19 protein-coding genes and 2 riboswitches are annotated in these 19,932 nt (G+C 65.6%); of the genes, 8 read left to right on the top strand and 11 right to left on the bottom strand.

Annotated features, from left to right (window positions below; translation table 11 throughout):
• Positions 1 to 6: 6 nt before the first annotated feature.
• The 9 genes from fdhD to ACQ3DC_RS09350 all read right to left on the bottom strand — a co-directional run bounded on the left by fdhD (position 7) and on the right by ACQ3DC_RS09350 (position 7,977).
• Complete coding sequence (gene fdhD / locus ACQ3DC_RS09390) at positions 7 to 885, bottom strand: formate dehydrogenase accessory sulfurtransferase FdhD (protein WP_430752066.1); 879 nt, start codon at positions 883 to 885, stop codon at positions 7 to 9.
• Between the two features lie 81 nt (positions 886 to 966).
• Positions 967 to 2,343: a molybdopterin molybdotransferase MoeA gene (locus ACQ3DC_RS09385; protein ID WP_430752065.1), complete on the bottom strand. Its 1,377-nt coding sequence runs from the start codon at positions 2,341 to 2,343 to the stop codon at positions 967 to 969.
• The gene (locus tag ACQ3DC_RS09380; protein ID WP_199775326.1) at positions 2,340 to 2,633 is read right to left on the bottom strand and encodes a DUF6457 domain-containing protein; all 294 of its coding nucleotides are present in this window, start codon (positions 2,631 to 2,633) and stop codon (positions 2,340 to 2,342) included. The genes ACQ3DC_RS09385 and ACQ3DC_RS09380 overlap by 4 nt, the downstream gene beginning before the upstream one ends.
• Positions 2,634 to 2,649: 16 nt before the next feature.
• The gene (gene mobA / locus ACQ3DC_RS09375; protein WP_321215407.1) at positions 2,650 to 3,291 is read right to left on the bottom strand and encodes a molybdenum cofactor guanylyltransferase; all 642 of its coding nucleotides are present in this window, start codon (positions 3,289 to 3,291) and stop codon (positions 2,650 to 2,652) included.
• Between the two features lie 49 nt (positions 3,292 to 3,340).
• Positions 3,341 to 3,841: an HNH endonuclease gene (locus ACQ3DC_RS09370; protein ID WP_104996890.1), complete on the bottom strand. Its 501-nt coding sequence runs from the start codon at positions 3,839 to 3,841 to the stop codon at positions 3,341 to 3,343.
• A 271-nt stretch (positions 3,842 to 4,112) separates the two neighbouring features.
• The gene (locus ACQ3DC_RS09365; RefSeq protein ID WP_157239034.1) at positions 4,113 to 4,880 is read right to left on the bottom strand and encodes an NlpC/P60 family protein; all 768 of its coding nucleotides are present in this window, start codon (positions 4,878 to 4,880) and stop codon (positions 4,113 to 4,115) included.
• Between the two features lie 159 nt (positions 4,881 to 5,039).
• Positions 5,040 to 5,711: a C40 family peptidase gene (locus tag ACQ3DC_RS09360; protein WP_157239035.1), complete on the bottom strand. Its 672-nt coding sequence runs from the start codon at positions 5,709 to 5,711 to the stop codon at positions 5,040 to 5,042.
• A gap of 70 nt (positions 5,712 to 5,781) precedes the next feature.
• A riboswitch (cyclic di-AMP (ydaO/yuaA leader) is annotated at positions 5,782 to 5,963 on the bottom strand.
• A gap of 128 nt (positions 5,964 to 6,091) precedes the next feature.
• Positions 6,092 to 6,913 carry a M23 family metallopeptidase gene (locus tag ACQ3DC_RS09355; RefSeq protein ID WP_157242685.1) on the bottom strand — a complete coding sequence of 274 codons (822 nt, stop codon included), beginning with the start codon at positions 6,911 to 6,913 and terminating at the stop codon, positions 6,092 to 6,094.
• A 10-nt stretch (positions 6,914 to 6,923) separates the two neighbouring features.
• Positions 6,924 to 7,141, bottom strand: a riboswitch (cyclic di-AMP (ydaO/yuaA leader).
• Between the two features lie 143 nt (positions 7,142 to 7,284).
• Positions 7,285 to 7,977 carry a metal-dependent transcriptional regulator gene (locus ACQ3DC_RS09350; RefSeq protein WP_157239036.1) on the bottom strand — a complete coding sequence of 231 codons (693 nt, stop codon included), beginning with the start codon at positions 7,975 to 7,977 and terminating at the stop codon, positions 7,285 to 7,287.
• Positions 7,978 to 8,257: 280 nt separating this feature from the next.
• Here ACQ3DC_RS09350 and serC point away from each other — a divergent pair, with 280 nt between their 5' ends.
• Positions 8,258 to 9,388 (top strand): phosphoserine transaminase, encoded by a 1,131-nt coding sequence (gene serC, locus ACQ3DC_RS09345; protein ID WP_430752064.1) that lies wholly within the window; start codon positions 8,258 to 8,260, stop codon positions 9,386 to 9,388.
• A gap of 65 nt (positions 9,389 to 9,453) precedes the next feature.
• Here serC and ACQ3DC_RS09340 read toward each other — a convergent pair whose 3' ends face one another.
• Positions 9,454 to 10,008: a DUF3027 domain-containing protein gene (locus tag ACQ3DC_RS09340; protein ID WP_430752063.1), complete on the bottom strand. Its 555-nt coding sequence runs from the start codon at positions 10,006 to 10,008 to the stop codon at positions 9,454 to 9,456.
• Between the two features lie 6 nt (positions 10,009 to 10,014).
• Entirely contained in the window at positions 10,015 to 10,398 is a 384-nt protein-coding gene (locus ACQ3DC_RS09335; RefSeq protein WP_104996883.1) for a cold-shock protein, read from the bottom strand.
• A 226-nt stretch (positions 10,399 to 10,624) separates the two neighbouring features.
• Here ACQ3DC_RS09335 and ACQ3DC_RS09330 point away from each other — a divergent pair, with 226 nt between their 5' ends.
• The 7 genes from ACQ3DC_RS09330 to ACQ3DC_RS09300 all read left to right on the top strand — a co-directional run bounded on the left by ACQ3DC_RS09330 (position 10,625) and on the right by ACQ3DC_RS09300 (position 19,912).
• Positions 10,625 to 10,858, top strand: a complete 234-nt coding sequence (locus tag ACQ3DC_RS09330) for a hypothetical protein (protein WP_157239040.1) — start codon at positions 10,625 to 10,627, stop codon at positions 10,856 to 10,858.
• A 10-nt stretch (positions 10,859 to 10,868) separates the two neighbouring features.
• Positions 10,869 to 13,355: a helicase-associated domain-containing protein gene (locus tag ACQ3DC_RS09325; protein WP_430752062.1), complete on the top strand. Its 2,487-nt coding sequence runs from the start codon at positions 10,869 to 10,871 to the stop codon at positions 13,353 to 13,355.
• Between the two features lie 13 nt (positions 13,356 to 13,368).
• The gene (locus tag ACQ3DC_RS09320; RefSeq protein ID WP_421092212.1) at positions 13,369 to 15,024 is read left to right on the top strand and encodes a DNA repair helicase XPB; all 1,656 of its coding nucleotides are present in this window, start codon (positions 13,369 to 13,371) and stop codon (positions 15,022 to 15,024) included.
• A 945-nt stretch (positions 15,025 to 15,969) separates the two neighbouring features.
• Complete coding sequence (locus tag ACQ3DC_RS09315; RefSeq protein ID WP_430752061.1) at positions 15,970 to 17,175, top strand: hypothetical protein; 1,206 nt, start codon at positions 15,970 to 15,972, stop codon at positions 17,173 to 17,175.
• 138 nt (positions 17,176 to 17,313) lie between these two features.
• Positions 17,314 to 18,024: a response regulator transcription factor gene (locus ACQ3DC_RS09310; protein ID WP_139028140.1), complete on the top strand. Its 711-nt coding sequence runs from the start codon at positions 17,314 to 17,316 to the stop codon at positions 18,022 to 18,024.
• A gap of 2 nt (positions 18,025 to 18,026) precedes the next feature.
• Complete coding sequence (locus ACQ3DC_RS09305; RefSeq protein ID WP_430752060.1) at positions 18,027 to 19,529, top strand: sensor histidine kinase; 1,503 nt, start codon at positions 18,027 to 18,029, stop codon at positions 19,527 to 19,529.
• 95 nt (positions 19,530 to 19,624) lie between these two features.
• Positions 19,625 to 19,912, top strand: coding sequence for a WXG100 family type VII secretion target (locus ACQ3DC_RS09300; protein WP_139028136.1), 288 nt, complete (start codon positions 19,625 to 19,627; stop codon positions 19,910 to 19,912).
• The last annotated feature ends 20 nt before the right edge of the window (positions 19,913 to 19,932 follow it).

Below are 19,932 nucleotides of genomic sequence, written 5' to 3'. Positions count from 1 at the left end.
CCAAGCTTACGACGGCGGCGCCGCGGCCACCGGCCGCCGTATCCTTCCGTCACCGGCATAGATGTTAAGGCTGGTTCCCCTGCTGAAGCCGGCGAGGGTCACTCCGCTGGCCTCGGCGAGTTCGACGGCAAGGCTGGACGGCGCACTGACCGCAGCGAGGACGGGGATTCCGGCGAGCGCAGCCTTTTGGACCAGCTCGAAGGATGCCCGGCCGGAGACTTGGAGCACGGTGCCGCGCAGCGGCAGCAAACCTTCCCGCAGGGCCCACCCCACAACCTTGTCCACCGCATTGTGCCGCCCCACATCCTCCCGAAGGCACAGAAGCTGGGGGCCGCCGTCGTCCCCTATATTGAAGAGCCCGGCAGCATGGACGCCGCCGGTGTCATCGAAGAGGCGCTGGGACTCCCGGAGGATGCCCGGAAGCGAGGCAAGCACCTCCGCGGAGACGCTCAGCGGATCCCCGGCGGGGTTGAAGTGTGAGGATTTCCGGACGGATTCTATGGAGTCGGTCCCGCAGATGCCGCATGAACTGGAGGTGTAGACGTGCCGGCCGATGGAAGGAAGCTCCACGTCGGGCCGCAACTGGGCCTCCACCACGTTGAAGGTCTGCACCCCGTTTTCGTCTTCCCCGGCGCAAAAGCGCAGCGAAACGAGCTGGCCGGACTCCCAAATGACGCCCTCTGACACGAGGAACCCGGCCACGAGGTCGAAGTCATCCCCCGGCGTGCGCATGGTTACCGAGTAGGACAGGCTTCCCAGCCGGATTTCCAGCGGCTCTTCCACCGCCAGGACGTCCTCCCGGTACCGGACCGGAAACTCGAGGGCGTTCGGGGAACCGTCCAGCACATACTTGTGCACCTTGCGGCGCTGGGTCACGCGTCCCATATCCCACCGTTCCTGTCCATATGTCCATCATCGCAACTGCCTTGGGGCGATGCCAGCGTGGCTGCAGCACGTTGGCAGGCCTCAGCCAAGGAGTGCGCTCCAGTCTACGGGGCCGGCCGGCGCCGGTTTGGCGGCCGGCTTGCCCGTCCGTCCGGCAGTGCGCGCCTTCGTCTTGGCGGCGGGCTCGGGCGGCGCCGGGATGGGCGGCCCCCACGGAAGGGCAAAGGCGGGCACCAGCTCTCCCAGCTGCACCCCGTGGGGAGGCACAACCAGAACGCCGTCCGCTGAAGCCAGCCCGCGCATCATGCCCGGGCCGGTGTGCTGGGCCGGAGAGGCCATGCCGTAAAGCAGGCGGAACGGGACCAGGCGTGTGCGCCCGGGTTCGGGGTCGAGGGTGGTTCCGCAGGGAACCTCCTGCACGGCCGGCAGCGTGCGGTGTCCCAGCGCCGCCAGCAGCGGGGCCCCCACCGTGGAAAGTGCCATCATGGCTGCAAGGGGGTTACCCGGCAGTCCAAGCACGAACCGCCCGTCCGGAAGTTCGGCCAGGACGGCTGGGTGTCCGGGACGCATGGCCACGCCGTCAATGATCAGCCGCCCGCCCAGCTCCCGCACGGCCCGGCGAAGGTGGTCGGTGCCGGACTTTCCGGTTCCGCCTGTGGTGATGACGACGTCGGCCGGCAGGTCCGGCGCGCCCGGCACCCCGGGGACCACGTCCTCCAGTGCCGCCAGCCATTCAGCGTACGAATCGCCGATCCGTTGCTGTCCGCCCGGCAGCCCGCCCAGCATGCCCACCACGGCCGGTAGCTGCGGGCCGAAGGTGTCACGCACCTGCCCCGGAACCGGCAGGCCGCTCCCAACCACTTCAGAACCGGTCAGCAGCAGCCGGACCAGGGGCTTTCCCTGGACCACAAGTTCGTCATAACCGGCCAGGGCTGCGAGGGCCAGGTGCGCAGGGTTCAGCACCACGCCGGCCTTGACCAGGATGTCCCCTTCCGAGGCCTCCTCCCCTGCTTTCCTGACATGCTGGCCTGCACGGGGCTCGCCAGGGCGGGCAGTGCCGCCGGTCACCAGGACGGGCAGCCCGTCTTCGTCTTTGTCCAGGCGGGCGCTTTCGCTGCGCAGCACCGCCTTCGCCCCGGGCGGTATGAGTCCCCCCGTGGCAATGGGACTGGCCTGGTGCGGAGCCAGCGGCAAACCTGCATCCACCAGGATCCACGGCCCCGTGCCATTAACGGCCCAGCCGTCCATCGCCGATGACGCATAGTGGGGCATCACCTGCAGGGCCACAATGTCCTGGTCCAGCCTGCGTCCGAGGGCCAGCTCCAGGGGAACAGGGCCGGCGGGGATTGGAGTGCCGGCGTCGAAAGCTGCCCGCCGGGCTTCTTCCCACGTATGGTCGAGGTGCCTCGGCTGCCCGCCCCCGGGAGCATCCGCTGCTTGCTGGGACTCCTTCGTCATTCGCCGGGAGCCCCGGCGGCTTCAGCATCGTAGTCGGCAGCCAGGGAACGGGCCACGGCCAGGGCGGACTCCATGGAAGCAGCATTGGGTGCCCGGCCCGAGCCGGACGCCAGGCCGGCGGCATACCCGGCAATAAACGTCGTCAGGGGCGCGGCCGGACGGACCACCGAGTGGGCGGCCACACCGGCCAAGGCAAGGATGGCGTTGACGTCCACCTGGACGTCCTCCAGTTCATAGGCCTGGAGGAGGGACCTGCACCACTCCTCCAGCGTTTCATCCTGGCTTTTCACGAACGTGCCTCCCTATTTAACTGCGGCTGCGCCGGTCCTGGCCTTTGTCCTGGTTGCCGGCGGCAATCCCTAGTGCGGCGGCATCATCCCAGGTGTCCACGTCTGCCGTGGAACCTGCAGGGACGGTGACAGGCTGCACCTCCAGACTAGCAAGGAGGGAGCGCACGGAGCCGTTAATAAGGGCGCCACGGGACGAGAGCTGTGCCGCCGAGGTTTTTAACGCAGCCGTGCGGTAAAAACCGGCCAGAGGCTGGAGCCGGCCGTCTTCCGCGCGTGCCATGGCGCCGTCTGCGTTCGTCGAAACCATGGCCGCCACCAGTGCCTCCACTGCGTCCCGGACCAGCGGCATGTCACACGCCAGCACCAAAGTGAACTCCGCCTCGTGTCCGTCCCGGGCCAAGGCGTCAAGTCCGGCGGAGATGGCAGCTGCCGGCCCCGCGAACTCCGGCTCTTCCCGGCAGAAAAGCACCCCGGGGACAGAATGTCCGGCGTCCGGGCCCACCACCGCCGTCCGCGCAGCATCCGCTGCAGCGGCCAGGGCGCGCTGGAGGAGGGTGTCATGATGGAAAACCAAGCCCTGTTTCGGCACCCCGCCCAACCGGGAAGACCGGCCGCCGGCCAGGATCACTGCATTGAAGTCCAGCCGCTTCTGTTCCATGCCCCCAGCCTAGCCATCGGCGGCGCTGCGGGCGTGCCGAAGGTTCCGGTCAGGCGGCCCGCTCCGGCAGAAGGAACGGATCCCAGGCTGGAGTGGGCTTCTCAAGTTCCTTGATCTGCCAGATGGTTCCATGCGGTGGCTCCGGGACGAAACGCAGTTTCCAGCCCATTTCCGCCGGCGTATGGTCGCCCTTGACGTTGTTGCAGCGCAGGCAGGCCGCCACCAGGTTCTCCCAGGAGTCCTCGCCGCCCCGGGACTTGGGGTGGACGTGGTCGATGGTGTGGGCCGCTTTACCGCAGTACGCGCATCTGTGGCCGTCGCGCCTGAGCACTCCGCGGCGGCTGACAGCAGTGGCCTGGTTGTACCTCGGCCGGATGTAACGGTTCAGGAGAATCACCGAGGGACGGCCCAGGATTTCCTGCGGTCCCACCACGGGATCATCGCCTTCGGCAACCACGCTGGCCTTGCCCGTGAGCACAAGCACCAGCGCCCGGCGGAAAGTGATCACCGCCAGGGGCTCATACCCAGCATTCAGAACGAGAGTGCGCATGCACGTACCTCTTCACGGCCGCACCCGTCCAGGGGCACGAGGGCCGGCTGCCCTCGGCATGTCCGGGCTATGGATCGACACCACAAGAGTAAACATAGAAGCGCGCGATCGGCTAATCGCCCTTTCCCTGAACGGTCGTGTCGATCCAGTCAGGCGGCGCATACTGAACGGCTGGAGCAGCCGGCAGTTAACCCGCAGTTAAAAGGAAAGAACCCTTGCCGTGAGGGCAAGGGTTCTTTTGAGTCCTGGCTGGACCGCCGGAACTGGCGGGTCAGTTCACTCGGATGAACACGGGGCCGGAGCCGACGTTGGCGCTGAAGACCACCGTCTGGTTTCCGTTGTAGCCACCGTGGACGGCCTGGCCGTTGCCTGCGTAGACAGCGATGTGTGCCATGCCGGCACCGCCGTCAGCGTAGTAGATCAGGTCGCCGGGCTGCGCCTCGGCAGCGCTGACGGTGCGACCCAGGGAGAGGTAGCCTGCAGGCCAGTCGTGGAAGTTGATCCCCACTGCTGCCAGGGAGTTCGTGACCAGCATGGTGCAGTCCTGCATAACACCCAGCTGGGCGTATGCAGCCGACAGGATGGCTGCACCCTTGCCGCTGGCGGAAGCAGTGGGAGCGGCGGCAGGGGCCGAGGCCGTGGAAACCTTGGCGGTGACCTTGGGAGCAGCAGGCTGGGCGACGGGGGCCGGCTCGGCCTCCTGGACCTCGACAGGTGCGGGTTCTTCGATAACCGGGGCCGGCGTGGTGGTGACGGCGGGCTTTTCGAAGGTGATGTTGATCGTGGAGGCCGCGGAGATGGGGGCTTCGACGGCGGATTCAACTTCCAGGGTGGAAGCCGGAGCGGAGTCGCGCTGGACGTTGGAGTCGGCAGCGTTCGCCGCGATGCCGCTGGTCAGTACCAGGCCGGAAGCGGCGGCGATGACAGCGGCCTGGCGGCCTACGCCGCCGGCGTTCTCGCCGACAGCCTTGGCGATGATGGCGATTGAGCTGGTTTTGGTGACCTCGGCGCGATGCCGTGCGGTAGCACGAGTAGTCATCAGTTCTCTCTTTCGTTTTCCTCAGGCCGTTGTGGGCACCAAGGGATGTGGACGCGCCGGCATCTTGGGGGTACGCCGGCACGCCCCGAACGGGGATGTGGTGTTAGCGGAAAGCGTGGTGGAGCAAAGAAATAGTTCTTGGACCCGAGGGTCCAAGAACTATTTGCTGATGGTGAAGAACGAAGAGGTGCCGGTGGCGGCTACGGCGTGGAGCAGCGTGCCCTGGGAGGGGTTGAGCGCGCTGACCATCATGCCGTTGCCGACGTAGATGCCGACGTGCGCTCCGCCGTTCTGCATGACCAGGTCGCCGGGCTGCGGGGTGGAGGTGGGGGTCATGGCAGTCCAGGCGTTGACGCGGGGGATGCTGATGCCGGCCTGGGCGTAAACCCACTGGGTGAAGCCGGAGCAGTCCCATCCGGTGACCGGGCTGGTGCCGCCCCAGACGTAGGGGCTGCCAATGCCCGTGTAGGCGATGGCAGCAATGCCTGAGGTGGAAGCGGAAGAGACAGTCTTGGCCAGCTTGTCCGCTGCAGACTCCGAACTCGACGCTGCGCCCGTTTCCGTGGCGGTGGACTGTGGGCGCACCCGCTCCGGCTTCGGGGCGGCAGTGGTCTTGACCACGGGCCGCTCGAACGACACGGTGGCCGTGGGGGCTGCGGTGACTGCCAGGGCAGCCTGCGCGGAGCCGGACTCGGTGGAAGCGGAAACACCAGCGGTGGTGTCCGCTGCGTTGGCGGGCAGGCCCATGCTGAGGATAAGACCGGAAGCTGCGGCGATAACGGCAGCCTGGCGACCTACTGTCCCGGCATTGGCACTAACAGCCTTGGACATAGTGTCCAAGGGGTTGGTACGAACCGTTTGCGCACGGTGGCGCGCAGAATTATTGCGTGAAGACACGAAGGTAGCCTCTCCCAATGCCTGCGAGGTGAGCTGTCGGATTCGGATGGGAGTCACCCGGCCGCGCTGCTTCCAAGGAAGTTTTGCGACTTAACCCCAAGGTCTTAGCCAAAGCCAAGACCAAAATTGGTTCCCCCGCCCCTGCCAGACGATGAAATGCGAACGGACCTTGAGCGGTGGCAGAGTTAGGCAATCCGCACAAGAGCGTCAACTTCGGAAAAGTTGACGCGAGTTAGACGGTACAGCAGTTTTGAGTGAATGTCACATTCAGGTCACGGCAAGTCACGATCATCTGATAGTTCACCGTCACTTGACTACAGCCAGCCAGTCGGATCGACCACTTCGCCGTTGACCTGCACCTCGAAGTGGAGGTGGCAGCCCGTGGAGGCGCCCGTGGTCCCGCTAAGGGCAATTACGTCCCCGCGCGAGACGGTCTGCCCCTCCCTCACGCTGAAGGAGGAGAGGTGGTTGTACGTGGTTTCCAGGCCGTTGCCGTGGTCCACCACAACGCGGTTTCCGCCGCCGAACTGGTGCCAGCCCACGAAGGTCACGGTACCGGTGGCGGCAGCGAAGACCGACGTACCGCACTGGGCCACATAGTCCTGGCCGCGGTGGAAGTCGCCTGAGCCACCGGTGATCGGGCTGACGCGGTAGCCGAAGGGGGACGCTGTGGTCAGCGTGGCCAGTGGAGCGCCGAGGCTTCCTGCCGAGGCAGCACGTGACACCGAGCCGGCGGACTGGGCACTGAGAAGCTGCTTGAGCTTGCCGTCCGGATCCGCCTGGGTGACCACGGCGGAACGGCTGAAATCGATCTGGGCACCGGCCTCGGCTGAGATCTGCGGCTGCGGCGTGACGGCTGAGGCTGCCATCGGAGTAACACCGGGAGCGTCGGTGGCCATCACGGGGCTGGTGGCCGGCACCGTCACGGTCAGCACCAGGCCTGTGGCTGCGAGTGCGATTCCGGCCTTCTGGCCGATTCCGCTCGCAGCAGCGAACTCGGTGACTTGGCGGAAGGGACCACGACGGCGGCGCGCATCACGGTGGGGATCGCGGGGGCGTTCCGTGGTGATGACTTCAACAACCCGCGGCGTCGAAGCGGGCACCGCTGCGCGGCGGCGTCCCCTGGGGGTCTGCATGGACAAGAAGGGTTCCTCTCTGGAAAGCCTGCGAAGTTAGCTGTCGGATTCGGGTCAGAGAGTTCAAAGACCCGGTCCGCCGTAAGCAAGCTTCGGCACAGAGGTATCCACGGAGGATCCTTCACTGGAAGAGGCTTGCTGCTGACGGACTTCACCCCAAGGCAGTCCCCCGGCTGCCGTTTGTGGTTCCCCCGCCTCTGCCAGTAATGACTCGTGCACCTGATCCGCTGGCAGAGCTCGGCTCCAGATCAGGTAACGCTTTAGTATCAACGCTTGGGTTTAACTATAGGGGCAAAAGTCCCAAAGTAACAATTCCGTTATCTTTGCGTAACCGGCACCCGTTGGGGTAGCCGGGAGGCCTCCAGCGGTCCCTAGCGTACGGCCACGAAGACGTGCGCCGCGACTTCCGGCGGCAGCTCCAGGGCCCCTTCGATGCCCGGGACGCGGACCGAAATGTACTCCCCCACCCGCTCCAGCGAGACCGAGGCACCGGGCCGGATTCCGCCTTCATCAAGCTGGACCAACAACTCGGGTTCCACCTGGATCGGCTCTGCCAGGCGGCTGACTGTCACCTCAGACGTCGGGCCGTAGGTCTTCATGGCCTCAAGCAGGCTGACCGCCGCGTCCGCAGCGGCCTGCGCCTCGCCCCCGAGGGCCGCCAATCCCGGGATGGGATTGCCATACGGGGACTCAGTGGGATGGTTCAGCATTTCGTAAATGCGCCGTTCCACCCGTTCGCTCATGACGTGCTCCCAGCGGCAGGCTTCGTCATGGACGTAGGCCCAGTCCAGCCCGATGACATCGGCCAGGAGCCGCTCCGCCAACCTGTGCTTCCGCATGACTTCGGTGGCGCGCTTCCGGCCCACCTCCGTGAGTTCAAGGTGCCGATCTCCGGAGACAACCACCAGGCCGTCCCGTTCCATCCTGCCGATGGTCTGCGACACAGTGGGCCCGGAGTGGCGCAGCCGCTCCGCGATCCGGGCCCGGAGGGCAACGATGTTTTCTTCCTCAAGCTCCAAGATGGTCCGAAGGTACATCTCCGTAGTGTCGATCAGATCCGTCATCCAGCTCAGCTCCTCGAGCGCAGTACCTTGCGTTGTCCCACCGTACCGCCTTCACATGCAGCGTGGTCCGTTGGAAAGCTTAGCCTATTTTGAGTTTGTCCGAATAGTTGACGGCGCGGGCAGGGGCCCTGTCTCAATGTCTGGACTATGACGGCCCCGGTTCCCGCTGAAACAGCTGTTCAGGCAGAATGAGGGAGGGCCCGAGTCACAGTCGCCGCGACTGCCTGGCACCCACATCCGTCCGGACCAACACCCCGTCCACGCCGAAATTGGAGCACCTGTGAGCGAAACCAGCATCACTATTCCCGCCGACCTCCTGCCCAAGGACGGGCGGTTCGGCGCCGGTCCCTCCAAAGTCCGGCAGGAGCAGATCGATGCCTTGTCCGCCGCATCGAAGACCATCCTGGGAACGTCCCACCGGCAGGCACCGGTCAAGAACCTGGTGGGGTCCGTACGCGAAGGCCTGAGCCAGTTCTTCCGTGCCCCGGAAGGCTATGAGGTGGTGCTGGGCGTGGGCGGTTCCACGGCGTTCTGGGACGTCGCCAGCTTCGGCCTGGTGGAGAAGAAAGCGCAGCACCTCTCATTCGGTGAATTCGGCTCGAAATTCGCGGCAGCCACCAACAAGGCTCCTTTCCTGGATGCCTCCTCCATCGTCAAATCCGAGCCGGGAACCCGCCCTGCTGCGCAGGCTGAGGCGGGCGTTGATGCCTATGCCTGGCCGCAGAACGAGACGTCCACTGGCGTGTCCGCCCCCGTGAAGCGCGTGGCAGGCGCGGATGAGGGCTCACTGGTCCTTATTGACGCGACGTCGGCAGCCGGCGGCCTGGACGTCGACGTGGCGGAGAGCGACGTCTACTACTTCGCCCCGCAGAAAAACTTTGCCTCCGACGGCGGGCTGTGGCTTGGCCTGTTCTCGCCGGCTGCACTGGAGCGCGCGGCCCGGATCAAGTCCACCAGCCGCTGGATCCCGGACTTCCTGGACCTCCAGACGGCCATTGACAACTCCCGCCTGAACCAGACCTACAACACGCCGTCGCTGTCCACCCTGGTGACCCTGGACGCCCAGGTGCAGTGGCTGAACGCGAACGGCGGGCTTGACTTCGCTTCGGCGCGGACTGCAGATTCTGCCGGACGCATCTACAGCTGGGCGGAGTCCTCCGAATTCGCCACGCCGTTCGTCGCCAACCCGGACGAGCGCTCCAACGTAATCGCCACGATTGACTTCGACGATTCAGTGGACGCGACCGTGGTGGCCAAGGTCCTGCGGGCCAACGGCATCGTGGACACCGAGCCGTACCGGAAGCTGGGCCGCAACCAGCTGCGCATCGCCACGTTTGTGGCCATCGAGCCGTCCGACGTCTCTGCCCTGCTGGCGAGCATCGACTACGTGGTGGGCGAACTGCGCAAGTAGGCCGGCAGCCTTAACGTACGACGGCGCCGCCCGGGATCATCCCGGACGGCGCCGTTCGTGTGTGGTCAGGAAGTCCTTGCTTCGTCGCCGGGCTGTCCACCGTCCCCGGGCTTTTCCTCCCCGGATTCCGGGCCCTGTTCCGGCTCCTGGGCCGGCACCTGATCCGGCTCCTGCTCGTCCTCGGGTCTGACACGTTCCGCCCACGGCACCCATTCCGGGGCAAGGATCGAATCCTCCGACGGCAGCAGGCCGAGTTCGTTGACGGTGACGACCTTGGAGCGGGAGTTACGGGTGAGCACCGCGTACCACTGCCAGCCCAGGTAACCGGCCAGCTTCGATTCAAACAGATGGGTCACCAGGCGGTCGCCTTCGCTCTTGGCCGCAAGGTGTTGGCCGATCGTAGCCGGTGCCGTGATGCCCTCGATGGCGGTGCGGGCGGTGTCCACGGCTGCAGCCAGGAAGGCATCAGGCTTGCCTGTCCGCCACACCGGAACTCCCGCGCGGCGCTTGGACATGGCCTTGGCCCCCGCAGCCGCAGGGTTGGCAGCGGCAGCAGCCCCCGCCGTCGGACCGTCCTGGTCCTGGGCGGCGGCCACCGGCTGTTCAGCTTCCGGGTTCATCGGCGCCTAAACGTCCAGCTCGTCGGCAACCTTACGCAGGGCAGCGGCGATGGCCTTGCCCTTGTTGCCTTCCGGATACTTGCCTGCGGAGAGGGTTCCGGAGAGATTGTCCAGCACGGTCACCAAGTCCTGGACCAGCGGGGCGAGTTCCTTGGCGTTGGGCCGTTTGGCTTTGGCGATCGAGGGCGTCTTGTCCAGGACGCGCAGTCCCAGGGCCTGGGCGCCCTTGCGTCCGTCGGCTACCCCGAATTCAACCCGGGTGCCTGCCTTGAGCTCTGTTACGCCTTCGGGCAGCGACGATTTGGGCAGGAATACCTCCTGGCCGTCTTCGCCTGCGAGGAACCCGAAGCCCTTGTCCTTGTCATACCACTTGACCTTGCCGGTAGGCACGTAATCAACCTTCTTCGTTCTGACGTCTTCTGACACGGCCAGCCGTCACCGCATCCGCACTGCAATGCGGGTTCAAGGTATGGCGGCTGCGGACCGTGTTGGTCTATCCCTCAAGGTTATCCTGCCCACCGCCCTATTGACGCTTTCAACGGCCCAGTGCAACCTTCCGGCTGCCTCCTTCAGCACCATTCACTCCCGGTGCGGCAGGAGGGGTAGCGTTACGTCCATGACACCCTCGCGCTACCGGCGTGCCCTGATGATCATCGCCGCGGCTGTGGCCGTGCTTTCCCTGGTGGCAGTGGGCACCGTGATGGCCCTTGCCTTTGCCGGCTCAGTGGCTCCGGCCTGGGTCACCTATACGGCGCTTTACGGCCTGCCGCTTGCGTTCCTCCTGATGCTGTTCCTGGTTCTGGACAGCGTTGCCGGGCGCCGCCGGGCAGCAAACCCGGACCGGCGGTAACGTTGGACTGATGTCCCTCATTCGCGCATTGAGCAAGGAGCTGGAGGCACGCAGCGACGATTCACTGCGTGCGCTGTTCGATGCGCGGCCGGACCTCATTTCGCCCCCCGTTCCGGACTTCCCTGCCCTTGCCGCGCGGGCAAGTGCCCGGCTCAGCGTGCAGCGGGCACTTGAACGCCTCAACCGCCCGCAGATGCAGGTCCTCGAAACCCTCCACCTGTGCACCAATACGGACACCGGCCACAGCGCGTCCGCCGCGGGGCTCCGGAAGATGATTTCCGGGTCTTCGGCAGCCTCGGTGGAGCGGATCCTGCATTCGCTGCAGGAACTTGCGCTGGTGCACCGCGCCGAGCCGCCGCACGGCACCCCGGCATCCGCGGCGAAACACCACTACTACCTCCCGGTGGGTTCGCTGAAGGACGTGGTGGGCATCTATCCCGCCGGGCTGGGCAGGAGCTACACCGAGCTGGTCCGCCTTCAGCCGGCCTTCGCGCAGCGGGCCGTGCAACTGGTGTCCGAACTGCACCGCAGCGGTGTTGCCATCCACGATGCCACCACCCCCATGGAGGCGGCGCTGGCGCTGCAGCACTGGACCTCCTCCCCCGAGGCTCTCCAGAGCATACTGTCCACTGCCCCGGAGCGGACGACGGCGCTGCTCGCCAGGTTCCGGAACTGGGCCATGGGTGCCGTCCCCCAGGCCCAACGGAAGGCCTCAATCGCCACGGAAGGATCCGACGTCGGGCCCGTGGACTGGCTCCTGGCGCGGGGCCTGCTGGTGCCGCTGGACGCGGCGCACGTCGAGCTGCCGCACAGCGTGGGGATCTCGCTGCGCGGCGGTGCGGTGATCGACGATTTCACGTTGTCGCCCCCGGTCCCCCAACTCGGCCGGACCTCAGCGGCGCTGCGCCGGAACGCAGCACTCAGCGCCATCTCGGAGACGCTGCGCCTGGTAAGCGATTTGCTCCACGCCGTAGGGGAGCAACCGCTGGTCACGCTGCGCAGCGGCGGTGTGGGAGTGCGCGAGATGAGGCGCCTTGCCGAACTTCTGCGGATCGACCTGCAGCACGCGGGAATCCTGCTGGAGCTGACCGCACTGGCCGGACTCATCCGCCTGGATGTCGATTCCTCGTCCTGGATCCAGCCTCCGCAGCTGGAATGGCTCGTCCTGCCGCGGCAGGAACAGTGGCTCTGGCTGGTGAACGCCTGGCTGTCCAGCCAGCGCGTGCCGTCCCTGGTGGGCCAGCCCGTCAATGGAACGCGCAGCGTGCCGGCGGCACACCGTTCCGCCTCCGGCAGCACCGTCATCGCGCTGTCAGCCGAAGCGCAGCGGCCTGATGCCCCTGTGGTCCGCAAACGCATCCTGGAGATCCTGGAGGAGCTGACTGCCGAGGCAGGCGCCCCGGACGGGACCGCACCAGTACTTGATGCCGCGGCCGTTCTCCAGCGCGCAGAGTGGGCACAGCCCAGGATGGCCAGGCGCTTCAGCTCGATGATCCGCGGCGTGCTCGCCGAAGCCGAGCTCCTTGGACTGGTGGGATCCGGAGCCCTGAGCCAGCTTGGAAGCGCGCTGGCGGAAGACAACCCTGAAGCCGCACTTGCCATCCTGGGCGAGCACCTGCCGGCAGCTGTCACCCACGTTTTACTGCAGGCCGACCTCACTGCCGTCGCCCCGGGGTACCTGGCCCCCGAACTAACCGGGAAGCTGCTGCTGATGGCTGACGCGGAAGGCCAAGGTCCGGCCACCACCTACCGCTTTTCCGCCGGCTCCATCAAGCGGGCCCTGGACAGCGGACAGGACGCCGCCGGCATCCTGGAGTTCCTCCGTGAGCACTCTGCCACCGCCGTGCCCCAGCCACTCGAATACCTTGTGGAGGACACGGCCTCACGGCACGGAAGATTGCGGGTGGGGGCGGCTGCCAGCTTTATCCAGAGCGAAGACGAAGCCGCGCTCCTGGAGCTTCTCTCCGGGCCGAAGGCGTCCGGCCTGAACCTGGTGAAGATTGCTCCCACCGTCCTGGTTTCCTCGGCGCCACCGCGGGAAACCGCCCAGGTTCTTCGCACCCTGGGGCTCTCCCCCTCCGTGGACGGCGCGGACGAACCGGTGGTCCGGCTCCGGGCAGCCCCGACCCCGCAGGACCACCTGCGCCCTGTCTATACCGCCCCGCGGACGGCGCCGGGGGCTGAGGAGGTGGACGCACAACTCGCGGTCCTGCGCCAGGTGGGTGCCGCCGTCGGACACCGCGGCGGGTCCGGACACCGGGACGGCGAGGCCGGAACCCAGCTGGGGCTTGAGGCCCTGCAGCGGGCCATCAGGCTCAAGCAGCGGATCAGCATGAACGTGGTGGACGGGCTGGGGAATGCCAGCCTGGAAGTAGTTGTTCCGCTATCAGTAAGCGGCGGACGCGTCCGGGTGTTTGATCCTGCAAAGGAAACAGAACGCGTGCTGTCCATCCACCGCATCATCGACATTGAGGCTGCAGAGGAACTGCGCCAGTGAAGGACTTCCCCGAGTGAACGACGGACCCCTGATCGTCCAGAGTGACAAGACCATCCTGCTTGAGGTGGACCATGAACTGGCAACTGAAGCCCGTCATGCCATCGCGCCCTTCGCCGAGCTGGAACGGGCACCGGAGCACATGCACAGCTACCGGCTGACACCGCTGGGGCTCTGGAACGCCCGCGCCGCCGGGCTGGATGCGGAAAAGGTGCTGGACACGCTGCTGAAGTACTCGCGCTTCCCGGTTCCGCATTCGCTGCTGATCGACGTTGAAGAAACCATGTCCAGGTACGGGCGGTTGCGCCTGGAGAAGGACCCGCAGCACGGCCTGGTCATGCGGACGGACGACTACCCCGTCCTGGAGGAAGTGATCCGGGCCAAGAAGATCCAGCCCCTGCTGGGGCCCCGGATCGACGGTGAGACCGTTGTGGTGCACGCCTCCCAGCGGGGGCAGCTCAAGCAGCTCCTGCTGAAGATCGGCTGGCCGGCGGAGGACCTGGCCGGGTATGTGGACGGTACCCCGCACCTGATCGCGCTCAACGAGGATGGCTGGAAGCTGCGGCCGTACCAGCAGATGGCGAGCGACAACTTCTGGTCGGGGGGAAGCGGCGTGGTGGTGCTTCCCTGCGGAGCCGGGAAGACCCTGGTGGGCGCCGCGGCAATGGCTACCGGCTCCACCACAACCCTGATCCTGGTCACGAACACGGTAGCCGCCAGGCAATGGAAGGACGAGCTGCTCAAGCGCACGTCCCTCACCGCGGACGAGATCGGCGAATACTCAGGAGCGGTCAAGGAAGTCCGGCCGGTGACCATCGCCACGTACCAGGTGCTGACCACCAAACGCGGCGGCCTGTACCCGCACCTGGAGCTTGTGGACGGCCACGACTGGGGACTGATCATTTACGACGAGGTGCACCTGCTGCCGGCACCGATTTTCCGGATGACCGCCGACCTCCAGGCACGGCGCCGGCTGGGCCTTACCGCAACCCTGGTGCGCGAGGACGGCCGCGAGGGCGAGGTGTTCAGCCTTATCGGGCCCAAGCGGTACGACGCCCCCTGGAAGGACATTGAGTCCCAGGGCTACATCGCGCCGGCAGACTGCGTGGAGGTCCGGGTCGACCTGCCCAAGGACGAACGGGTTGCCTATGCCATGGCCGATGATGCGGACAAGTACCGGCTTTGCGCCACCTCCGAGTCCAAGACGCACGTAGTGGAACAGCTGGTGGCCCGGCATGCCGGGGAACAGCTGCTGGTCATCGGCCAGTACATCGACCAGCTCGATGACCTCGGCGAGCGCCTGCAGGCGCCGGTGATCAAGGGCGACACCTCCGTGAAGGTACGCCAGAAGCTTTTTGACGACTTCCGTGCCGGGGACATCCAGACGCTCGTGGTTTCCAAGGTGGCCAACTTCTCCATCGACCTTCCGGAAGCATCGGTGGCCATCCAGGTATCGGGTTCGTTCGGCTCGCGGCAGGAGGAGGCGCAGCGCCTGGGCCGGCTCCTGCGGCCCAAGAAGGACGGCAGGGCGGCGCGTTTCTATTCGCTCGTTGCCCGGGACACCCTGGACCAGGAATTCGCGGCGAAGCGCCAGCGGTTCCTGGCGGAACAGGGCTATGCCTACCGGATCATGGATGCCAAGGATGTGGAACAGAAACCCACTGGCACCTAATCGCCACCTACCGGGTATGTAACGGGATGCCCGCAAACGTGTTGTCCGTGCCGCACCGGCTCGCGTGGCTGATGCTTCCGATGCCCGTGGTTTCTGCTTCCAATATGCCCGAGTTTTCGCGGCGGCGAGGGCGTAGCGGTAATGGAAGGCGTGCCCGCGGGGGAGTTCGCCCAGGACCCTGACCGCCACGGACGTGTTCACCGGCTAGACCGAGAACCTCGCGGTCCGCAACGGCTCGCACAGGTAGGTGCCCGCCTCCATGGACGGGATCGCAGCGTGGAGCCGCATGTCAGCTTTGATGAACCCTCGGGCAATATTTGGTCAATATCTCTTCCGGACGTTGTCATCCCGTTATCCCCGGGCTACGCTCAGAGCGCTGGGTTACACATTGGTAAAAGGTCCTGAACTCAGATCAGGATGGGCGAAGCCTCATGGCTTTCCCCGTGTATGAGGACGCGTGCATGCGCAGTCGCCCCAGCCGATCCACCCGCGCACCCCCAAGCTATAACACTTGGCTCCGTGCTGCCTGCCCGCTCCGTGCCGCAAAGACGCGACCACCGGAGTAGCCGGCGGGCACCCGACGCGCGGGCGCCATCCGATCAGATTCTTGGAGAGGGATGCTGGGGGACCTCCCGGTGCCGGACCACAGGTCCGCGCCGACCGTCACACCATCCGCCACTCCCAGAAGTGAGTAATTCAATGGAGAATATAACGCGCGCCCGCTGGGGCGCAGGCATGGCTTGTCTGGCTTTGATCCTTACCGGAGTCACGTCGGCTCAGGCCACGCTGACCGGCACCACATTCGAAGGAAATGACGGAAACACGGTGCATACGGGAACCGGCACTGACTGGGACAACGTTGCCGGCCTCCACACCGGCATCGACAAGCCTTCGGGGAGGACGGACAATTCGTTCGGACAGGGCACCAAGGAAGACGCCCCCGCCGTGACCATCGTGAACGGTTCCATCCCGCCCAATAAGAACGACCTCACCAAGTTCTATGAGGCTTCGGAACAAGTAACAGGCGGCGACATCTTCCTGTACCTGGGATGGGAACGCCTGGTAAACATTGGCAACGCCAACCTGGACTTCGAGATCAACCAAGTCAACCAGGCGGCACCCTCCCCGGGGCCAGGCTTCACTACGTCATCCGTTGGGCCTCTGACCCTGCAACGCACTGCCGGCGATCTGCTGATCAATTACGATTTCAGCGGAAGCGGAACACCCACGCTGGGCCTTAATTTCTGGCTCACGGCCGCTAATGGCAACACCGCGGGCCAGTGCTACTCGGCCAACACCCTGCCATGTTGGGGCAAGCATGTGACGCTCGGCAGCACGGTGGCAGAGGGCGCAGTCGACCCGTCCACCGGTCTTTTCGGTGAGGCCTCCATTAACCTGACCGACGCAGGCGTCTTCGAGCCGGGCGTATGCGAAGCCTTCGGCAGTGCCTTCGTCAAGAGCCGTTCCTCCTCTTCGTTCACGGCGGAACTAAAGGACTTCATCGCCCCTGTTCCTGTCAATATCACAAACTGCGGAAGCATCACCATCAATAAGGTCACTCAGAACGAGCCCGTACCAGGGACGGAGTCCTTCGATTACACAACCTCGTCCAACCTGACTGGGTTCTCATTGAAGAACGCTGAATCGAAGAACTTCGACAAACTGGGCGCGGGTACTTACACCGTGACCGAAAGTGCTCAGACCGCACCCTGGAGCTTCGTTTCCCTGACCTGTGACACGACGACAGGGGTGACAATTACAGGCCAAGAGGTATCAATTGCACTGGGCAACGGTCAAAACGTGACGTGCACCTACACGAACACGTTCACGAAGGGACAGCCATCTGTTGCGACTGCCCAGGACCTGATCCCGAACGACAACCTCACCCTGTCCGGCGGACTGGGCACACCGACGGGGACCGTCACGTTCAACCTTTACGCTCCGACCGACGCAACCTGCGCTGGTACCCCGGCGTATACGCAAACAGTGACACTCACCAACGGCGCTGCAGCCACCACAAACACCACGTTCCATGCCACCACCGAAGGAACCTGGCGTTGGGCATCGAGCTACAGCGGTGACGCGTACAACAACCCGGCCTCTTCCGCCTGTGGCGTTGAACAGTTCACCATCGATAACAGCGTGCCCTAGCCACAAGCACGGCAAGTAGAGAAAGTAAGGGTCCCCGGGCAGTGTCGGCCGGGGACCCTTTGCTGCGCGCCGCGGACGCCCATGCAACATTCACCATGCATCCAGAAAACTCACAGACTCTGGGAGCAGAATGGGAGCATGAACAAGAACGGTCCCGAGGCAAAGCTCCTTGTTGTTGACGATGAACCCAACATCCGCGAGCTGCTGTCCACCTCGCTAAGGTTTGCCGGCTTCGAGGTTGTCTCGGCCGCGAACGGCCGGGACGCCCTGGCGGCTGCCGAAACCCATGCCCCAGACCTGGCCGTGCTGGATGTCATGCTTCCGGACATGGACGGCTTCACCGTCACCCGCCGCCTCCGGGCCTCGGGCAAGCACTTCCCGGTACTGTTCCTGACCGCGAAGGACGATACCGAGGACAAGGTCACAGGCCTCACCGTCGGCGGGGATGACTACGTCACCAAGCCGTTCAGCCTTGACGAGGTGGTGGCCCGGATCCGCGCCGTCCTGCGCCGGACGCAGCCGCTGCTGGATGACGACGCCGTCATCCGCGTCGACGACCTGGAGCTCGACGACGACGCGCACGAAGTGCGCCGCGGCGGCACGGTGATCGAGCTCTCCCCCACCGAGTTCAAGCTGCTCCGGTACCTCATGCTCAACCCCAACCGGGTGCTCTCCAAGTCCCAGATCCTGGACCACGTATGGGAATACAACTTCAACGGTGATGCCTCCATCGTGGAGTCGTACATCTCCTACCTGCGCCGGAAGGTGGACATCGATCCCGACGCTCCCGCCCTGATCCAGACCAAGCGCGGTGTGGGCTACGTGCTTCGGACGGCTGAAAAGCGCTGACCTTGCTGCAGCGATGGAAGTCGGCCTCGCTGAGGACGCAACTGGTGGCCATGATCATGGCGCTGCTGATAGTTGCCCTGACGGTGACCGGAGCGGGAACGCTGGCCCTGCTCCACAGCTACCTGCAGGCACAGGTGGATGACAAACTCACCGCGGCGGTAGACCTGGCCCGGCAGCAGCGGTCCTTCACCCCGCTTCAGGCGCCCAACCCGATGGTTCCCACTGACTACTCACTTATTCTCTTCGCGCCAGGCGAGGAGCCGTATCCGTTCGGCGGCGACCCTGAGAGCCGTCCGGACATCAGCTCCGTCACGGTGCAGCAGGCGCAGGAACGCGGCGCCGTTCCCTATCAGGTGCGCGGTACGGACGGGCAGAACTGGCGGGTGGTGGCCGTGCCGGTGCAGAACAACCAGACCACCGCTGTGGTGGTCATCGGGCTGCCCCTGCAGAGCGTGGACGATGTCCTCAAACATGCCTCCCTGGTGGTGACCGGCGTAGGGCTGCTGACCCTGCTGCTCGCCTCCCTCATCGCGAGCTGGACCGTGTCCCGCTCCTTCCGCCCGCTGGCCCGGGTGGAAAAAACGGCGGCCGCCATTGCCGCCGGTGACCTTTCCCGCCGTGTCGACGTCGAAAATCCCGGCACTGAATTGGGACGCCTCAGCAGGTCGCTTAATGCCATGCTGGCCCACATTGAGACGGCCTTCGCGGCACGCACGGCCTCGGAGGCGAGGATGCGGCGGTTCGCCGCTGACGCCTCCCACGAACTGCGGACCCCGCTTGTCACCATCCGTGGCTTCTCTGAGCTGTACCGGCACGGCGCACTGACCACCGAGGAAGACGTGGCCACAGCCATGGGAAGGATTGAAAGCGAAGCCAAGCGCATGGGCTCAATGGTGGAAGACCTTCTCCTGCTGGCCCGCCTCGACGAGCAGCGGCCGCTGCAGCAGAAGCCCGTGGACCTTCAGCTGCTCGCCCATGACGCCGTGGTGGACACGCAGGCCAGCGACCGCTCGCGGGCGATTTCGCTGACCGGGCTCGACGGCGGACCTGCCGCGGCTGCCCCGGTGCTGGGGGACGAAGCCAAACTCCGACAGGTGGTGGGGAACCTCGTGGGCAATGCCCTGCGTTACACGCCGGAGGGCAGCCCGATCGAACTGGCGGTGGGGGTGCGCGCCAAGGAGGACGGACAGCTGCGCTCGGTCATTGAAGTGCGCGACCATGGACCCGGCATCTCCGAAGAGGACGCCTCCAAGGTCTTTGAGCGCTTCTACCGGGCGGACACCTCACGGACCAGGGAAACGGGCGGAAGCGGACTCGGCCTGGCCATTGTGGCCGCAATTGTAGGGTCCCACGGCGGTTCCGTCCGGGTGGAAAATACCGATGGCGGCGGCGCGACCTTGGTGGTCAGCCTTCCGCACCGTGATGACGCGCTGAATACTGGGGCAGCTGCCGAGGCGGAACAGGCAGCGACAGCGGGGTTGTCCACATATAGCGCCGGACCGTAGCGGCTCCAGGGGCCTGCTCCCTACGCTCGTTATCAGCGGTCCGGACCAGCCGGGCCCCGCAGGCGAAAGCTGCCCCCACAGCGAAAGGCACGGCCATGAGCATCATTTCCGTCGACACCGAACTCCTTCAGCTGAAGTCCGCCAGTGTCCAGGCGACAGTGGACAGGATCAGCGCAGACGTCCAGGCAATGAAACGCGGGCTGGACGAGCTCCAGGGGTCATGGCGGGGCACCGCCGCCACGAATTTCCAGGCGCTCATCACGGAGTGGACCATCACGCAGGGACGCGTGGAGGCCTCGTTGGCGTCCATCAACACGGCGCTTGCCTCCGCGGCTGCCACCTACGCACAGGCGGAACAGGGCAACACGCAGCGGTTCAGCTGACCGGGTAGATACCCAGGAGC

This window comes from Paenarthrobacter sp. NEAU-H11, from assembly GCF_050573415.1.
Classification (GTDB): Bacteria; Actinomycetota; Actinomycetes; order Actinomycetales; family Micrococcaceae; genus Arthrobacter.
The sequence above is the reverse complement of the archived record's forward strand: the minus strand, read 5'-3'. Positions and strand labels throughout refer to the sequence as shown.

Excerpts from the sequence above, each read along its gene's own strand:
- fdhD (WP_430752066.1), bottom strand. The coding sequence starts at position 885 with ATGGGACGCGTGACCCAGCGCCGCAAGGTGCACAAGTATGTGCTGGAC.
- ACQ3DC_RS09385 (WP_430752065.1), bottom strand. The coding sequence starts at position 2,343 with ATGACGAAGGAGTCCCAGCAAGCAGCGGATGCTCCCGGGGGCGGGCAG.
- mobA (WP_321215407.1), bottom strand. The coding sequence starts at position 3,291 with ATGGAACAGAAGCGGCTGGACTTCAATGCAGTGATCCTGGCCGGCGGC.
- ACQ3DC_RS09370 (WP_104996890.1), bottom strand. The coding sequence starts at position 3,841 with ATGCGCACTCTCGTTCTGAATGCTGGGTATGAGCCCCTGGCGGTGATC.
- ACQ3DC_RS09365 (WP_157239034.1), bottom strand. The coding sequence starts at position 4,880 with ATGACTACTCGTGCTACCGCACGGCATCGCGCCGAGGTCACCAAAACC.
- ACQ3DC_RS09360 (WP_157239035.1), bottom strand. The coding sequence starts at position 5,711 with ATGTCCAAGGCTGTTAGTGCCAATGCCGGGACAGTAGGTCGCCAGGCT.
- ACQ3DC_RS09355 (WP_157242685.1), bottom strand. The coding sequence starts at position 6,913 with ATGCAGACCCCCAGGGGACGCCGCCGCGCAGCGGTGCCCGCTTCGACG.
- ACQ3DC_RS09350 (WP_157239036.1), bottom strand. The coding sequence starts at position 7,977 with ATGACGGATCTGATCGACACTACGGAGATGTACCTTCGGACCATCTTG.
- ACQ3DC_RS09340 (WP_430752063.1), bottom strand. The coding sequence starts at position 10,008 with ATGAACCCGGAAGCTGAACAGCCGGTGGCCGCCGCCCAGGACCAGGAC.
- ACQ3DC_RS09330 (WP_157239040.1), top strand. The coding sequence starts at position 10,625 with ATGACACCCTCGCGCTACCGGCGTGCCCTGATGATCATCGCCGCGGCT.
- ACQ3DC_RS09325 (WP_430752062.1), top strand. The coding sequence starts at position 10,869 with ATGTCCCTCATTCGCGCATTGAGCAAGGAGCTGGAGGCACGCAGCGAC.
- ACQ3DC_RS09310 (WP_139028140.1), top strand. The coding sequence starts at position 17,314 with ATGAACAAGAACGGTCCCGAGGCAAAGCTCCTTGTTGTTGACGATGAA.
- ACQ3DC_RS09300 (WP_139028136.1), top strand. The coding sequence starts at position 19,625 with ATGAGCATCATTTCCGTCGACACCGAACTCCTTCAGCTGAAGTCCGCC.